At 29.5% G+C, this 5,075-nt stretch carries 6 protein-coding genes; all 6 read left to right on the top strand.

Features of this window, described 5'->3' with window-relative positions; all coding sequences use genetic code 11:
- Window positions 1–1,640 (top strand): cytochrome C (locus SVN78_08390; GenBank protein MDY6821623.1); only part of this gene is annotated, 1,640 nt, incomplete at its 5' end.
- Entirely contained in the window at window positions 1,579–2,856 is a 1,278-nt protein-coding gene (gene extO, locus SVN78_08385; protein ID MDY6821622.1) for a selenite/tellurite reduction operon b-type cytochrome iron-sulfur cluster-binding subunit ExtO, read from the top strand. The genes SVN78_08390 and extO, both read left to right, overlap by 62 nt.
- Window positions 2,808–3,209 carry a Rieske (2Fe-2S) protein gene (locus SVN78_08380; GenBank protein ID MDY6821621.1) on the top strand — a complete coding sequence of 134 codons (402 nt, stop codon included), beginning with the start codon at window positions 2,808–2,810 and terminating at the stop codon, window positions 3,207–3,209. The genes extO and SVN78_08380 overlap by 49 nt, the downstream gene beginning before the upstream one ends.
- Before the next feature lie 2 nt (window positions 3,210–3,211).
- Window positions 3,212–3,829 (top strand): cytochrome b N-terminal domain-containing protein, encoded by a 618-nt coding sequence (locus SVN78_08375; GenBank protein ID MDY6821620.1) that lies wholly within the window; start codon window positions 3,212–3,214, stop codon window positions 3,827–3,829.
- Window positions 3,830–3,831: 2 nt separating this feature from the next.
- Window positions 3,832–4,251: a cytochrome B6 gene (locus tag SVN78_08370; protein MDY6821619.1), complete on the top strand. Its 420-nt coding sequence runs from the start codon at window positions 3,832–3,834 to the stop codon at window positions 4,249–4,251.
- Window positions 4,230–5,006 (top strand): selenite/tellurite reduction operon c-type cytochrome lipoprotein ExtS, encoded by a 777-nt coding sequence (gene extS / locus SVN78_08365; GenBank protein ID MDY6821618.1) that lies wholly within the window; start codon window positions 4,230–4,232, stop codon window positions 5,004–5,006. Before SVN78_08370 ends, extS begins: the two co-directional genes overlap by 22 nt.
- Window positions 5,007–5,075 lie beyond the last annotated feature (69 nt).

Genomic DNA, 5,075 nt, shown 5'->3' with positions numbered 1-5,075 from the left:
GTAAAAATAACCCATCAGATATAGAATGTTGGGATAAAACTTGTGGAAAATGCCACTATTATCAATATAAAAGGGTAAGCAATACTATTATGTTAACAAATACAGGGATTATTAAAAACCTATCAGAGGCGTGGGGACAACCCCTTGGCAAGCTCTACGCAACACAGCAATTAAATGGTTTTTTAGATAATGGCACCTATAAAAATATACCTTCAATCAAAAATATAAACAACATAGCTGCAATTGCCTATAGAAAATTTTGCTCAGGCTGTCATGTTGGTTATAAAAGATGGTGGGGCTATAATGCACACCATTCTTCAGGATGTGCAGCTTGCCACTGGAGCCATTCAGAGTGTGGCGTTTATGAGGGTGGAGATATACAAATAAAGGGCAACAAGGGTTTGGCTACTAAACATACTATAAATGTTCTCCCAGATAATGATGTCTGTTTTAAATGTCATAATAGAAGCGGTAGAATATCTCTGCATTATGAAGGGCTTGTTGATAGCAATAATAGTTTAATACCAACAAATGGTATCTTTCCAGGCAGAACGTTAATAAGTGGCGTTAGAAACGTCTATCATATTAAGGCAGATGTACACTTTGAAAAATACGATTTAGATTGTATTGATTGCCATACCTCAAGGGATATTATGGGAGATGGATATATTTATGAAAATATGTACAAGCAAGTTGAGATAGCCTGTGAAGACTGCCATGGTACTTATAGTGAAAAGCCATCCTTTGGCATGATCCTAAAGGAAAACAACAGTGCATTAATAGAATCAAAAAATTACAAAATTCAAAATAACTATGGGAAAAATATGGTTAAAACAAAGAAAGGAAGATATTTCTCAAATGTATATTATAAAGATTGTAAATATTACCTTTTTAGTAAACGCACTGGTAAAAAACATAAATTAAGTTTAATAACTAATGATAAAAAACACGGTATAAAGGGGCATGAAAAGCTAGGCTGTACTAGTTGTCATACACGTGTCGCCCAACAATGCTACGGCTGCCACACAATATATGATGAAAGAAAAATCCAGGCTGATTTAATAAATAATGAAAAAATGACTAGCGGGGCCTTTACTGAGAAAGAAGACCTAAGAAGATTGTATCCCTTCCCCTTGGCTGTAAATGAGAAAGGCAGGATATCACCAGTAACCCCAGGATGCCAAACATTTTTAACCTATATCGATAAACATGGTAATATTTTATATAAAAATAAAGTTCCCCTATTTAGAGAAAAGAAACAATTCAAATATGCTCCTTTTTATTCACACAATACAGGCAAAAAAGCAGTAGAGTGCAATGAATGTCATGGAAATTTATATTTTGCTGGTTTTGGCAAATCGCTAATATCAATCAAAAAGGGTAATATTATAAGCCCTATTCTATGTGATAATTGTGACAAACCACTAGATGCTATATTATACGCTAAAGAAGGTATTATTTATAACACAGGTGATATTGTTAGAGAGAATAGTAGAAATTTAAACAAAGAAGAATTAATAAAAATAGTAAAACCAAATATCTGTATAATATGCCACAATAAAGGAGAAGAATCATTTTATGAGAATAAAATTGACTATAATAGGCTTACTAACTGTCTTAAGCGCTATAATAGTAACTAGCACGCTTTTAGCTAAAGATTGTCAAAAATGCCATGGGAATATTAAAAATTTAGGCAAGCATAGGTTAATAAATTGCAAAGAATGCCATATATATGAGGAAAACCACTATAAGATAGACAGGCAATCCTTTGACTATGATATATGTCTTAAATGCCACAACAAATATAAGAAAATTAAAGATAGTTTAATGGTCAATAGAAAAAAGGAAAAGGATATAATAAACCATACATTTAATGAGGTAGATAATAATTTTTATAATAAAAATTGCAAAAAAAACTGTCATATTTCACATTGCTTTGACTGTCATATTTTTAATAAAAAAATCCATGATATAGGGCTACCTACAAATGAAAAATGTGTTAAGTGCCATCGTGGTTATTTCGTTGGCATCGATTACTTAGGGCTTGCAATAAGAGAGGATCATGAAAGATATAAAAGAGGAATCAAAAAAGATGGACTATACTATCTTAAAATGCTACCAGATGTTCATTATGAAAAAAATATAGAATGTCACCAATGTCATTCTATGGAAAGCTTTATTAAAGAAAAGAAATATTCTAAAGATTGCAGAGATTGCCATAAAAAAATTGATAAAACTATTGTAGAGCACAGCATAAATGAACACATGGAAAAAATGGAGTGTTATGCATGCCATTCTGCATGGACAGTGAATGAGCTTGGTACATTCTACATCCAATTTATAAATAGTTCTGTAAAAAAATATTATAATAGTCTTAATAATATTTCTAATGAATACGTTAAAAGCTCATTTTTAAAGGATTACTACAACCTCTTTTTGGGATTAAATAGTAAAGGAAAATATAGCCCAATTAGGCCTGAATTTATATTTTTCTATACAAAAATAGTAAATAATACTTTAATAGGCGATGATAATAGGTTGCTCGGCTCTTATTGGAAAGCATTCTTCCCTCATACTGTTAGGAGAGAAGTAGTATTATGCGATGAATGCCATAGAAATAAAAAGAAATATCTACTACTAGAAAAAGAAAAAAGGGTATATGAGCTAAAAAAAGATGATATTAAAATAGATTCATTTTTTTCACAAAAGGATCAGCAGATAATAAATGGTGTTTTTATTGATAATAATACTTATAATCAAAAAATTGGGGTTAAGAATAAATATTTTATTAATAAATATATAGAGAAATGGAAAAAAGTAGAAAAATTTATAGAATCTCTAAAAGAAACATACTAAAACTCATTCTAGCGATATTTGGATTTATTTTTTTATATAAATACTTAATTCCTTCTGGATTAAAAAAGTCTAACACTATAAAAATAGAATTAGACAGAATCCCTAAAGAAGGGGGGTTAATAATAAAAAATAAGAGAGTTGCTGTTATAAATAAAGATAATAAAATATATGCTTTGAGCATAGTTTGCACACATTTAGGTTGCACCCTTAATTTAACGGAAACAAATTTTATTTGTCCTTGTCATGGTAGCAAGTTTAGCCTAACAGGTAAGGCATTAAAAGGCCCAGCTAATAGAGATTTAAAAAACTTACCCTTTAAAATCATAAAAAATACTCTATTTATATACTGCTAGCTATGTTTTCAGAATTTTTAAAACATATATTCCCTAAAATAATACTTAAAAACAATCTGAAGATATCATACACATTCTGTCTAGGCGGATTATCCCTACTTGCCTTTTTTATCCTCTGTATATCTGGTATACTCTTGTCTATATATTACGAACCAACACCTGAAAGAGCATATAATTCAATATTGTTTATAGAAGAAAATATTTTACTTGGCAAATACTTAAGGGATATGCACAGGTTTTCAAATCACCTTTTTTTAGTTCTATTATTCTTACACACCCTAAGGGTTATATTAACAGGAGTTTATAGACTTAGGAGCTACAACTGGATTATAGGCATGATCTTGCTAGTCTTGTCATTATTTGAAGCCTACTCTGGCTATCTATTGCCAATGGATCAATTGTCTCTATGGGCTACCCAAACGGGAATGAATCTTTTAGAGTCAATCCCTTTTGGCAAGGGTATAAAAGATCTTTTAGTGGTTCACAATATACAAACAAACTACACCCTATTAAGATTTTATATTCTTCATATTATAATTGTGCCTATAATTATGCTAATATTTATATCAATTCATTTTTATAGAATTAGAAAAGATAAAGGAGTCTTGCCCTACATATAAAAATGGAAAAAGAAAGAAAACATATAAAGAGTGATCCTTATTTCTTTAAGATTATTAAATATTCATCATTATTTTTAATAGCTTTAATATTAATTTGCTCTATATTTTTCGATGCCCCTTTAATGGAAAAAGCGGACATCAAAAACCCACCAAATCCAGCAAAATCAGCGTGGTTTCTATTATGGATTCAAGAAGTTGTTAGTTATTCTATATATTATATTTATATAGTTCTAATAATATTTATTTTTTATTTATTTCTACCATTAATTAGAAAAAATCCCTCTAGCCATTTAGCAAGATGGTTTCCAAAAGAAGATTTGTTAGTTTCAATTTTTACAATATTAATAATATTTATTATTATTATACTGACAATAATTGCATATTTCTTTAGGGGACATGATTGGATATTAAAATTCTATTAATTTTTTTCTATTTTTTTATATTAACACCCTATTTATTATCAATAGAATTCTGCATTAGCTGCCATAATAATATAAACCACTTTGCTTCAAAGGGTGATTGTACGCTATGCCATAGAGGAAATAAATATACAAAGAGAAAAGATATAGCCCATACAAAAATAATAAAGGGCAAATTTGCTTATTTTCTAATGGATAAAAGTTATCCTGTATTTAAGGGTAACACAATTATTAAAAATGCGGGGTGTAGAAGATGCCATACTATAAAAAATAAAGGAAATAATATAGCAGCCAACTTAGATATATCATTAAGAGAAAAAGAAATAAAAGAGATATTAAATTCTATAAAAGAGCCTAACACATTTATGCCAAAATTCTACTTTAGAGATAAAGAAGCTACCTATATAATTAATGCATTATTAAACGGTTCTTTCTATGGTGATGGCGTTAAATTAAGCTATCTTATTGTTCACTTTGAAGAAAACTCTATAAAAAGCAATCCCTTCAATGAAAATTGTGGGTCCTGCCATAAGGTTATATCAAAAAAAAGTGGCCCAACAGGGGAGGGAGATATTGGGCCTAACCTAAGTGGGCTTTTCACCAAATACTTCAACAATACAATAGAAATTAAAAAATGGAATAATAAAGATTTAAGAAGATGGATAAAAAATCCAAGGAAACTAAAAGATAACGCACTTATGCCACCAATTGATATAAATGAAGGAAGGGTAGATGAAATTTTGGAGATATTAAAGTGAATAAAAATTTTATTAATTGCTTTAAATGTAAATATCTAAGAATAACCTGGGATGAAAAAAGACCCTATG

It is taken from the genome of Deferribacterota bacterium (genome assembly GCA_034189185.1).
Taxonomy (GTDB): Bacteria; Chrysiogenota; Deferribacteres; order Deferribacterales; family UBA228; genus UBA228.
The sequence above is the reverse complement of the archived record's forward strand: the minus strand, read 5'-3'. Positions and strand labels throughout refer to the sequence as shown.

Coding starts and splice junctions, on each gene's coding strand:
- SVN78_08380 (MDY6821621.1), top strand. CDS start 2,808: ATGGAAAAAAGTAGAAAAATTTATAGAATCTCTAAAAGAAACATACTA.
- SVN78_08375 (MDY6821620.1), top strand. CDS start 3,212: ATGTTTTCAGAATTTTTAAAACATATATTCCCTAAAATAATACTTAAA.
- SVN78_08370 (MDY6821619.1), top strand. CDS start 3,832: ATGGAAAAAGAAAGAAAACATATAAAGAGTGATCCTTATTTCTTTAAG.
- extO (MDY6821622.1), top strand. CDS start 1,579: ATGAGAATAAAATTGACTATAATAGGCTTACTAACTGTCTTAAGCGCT.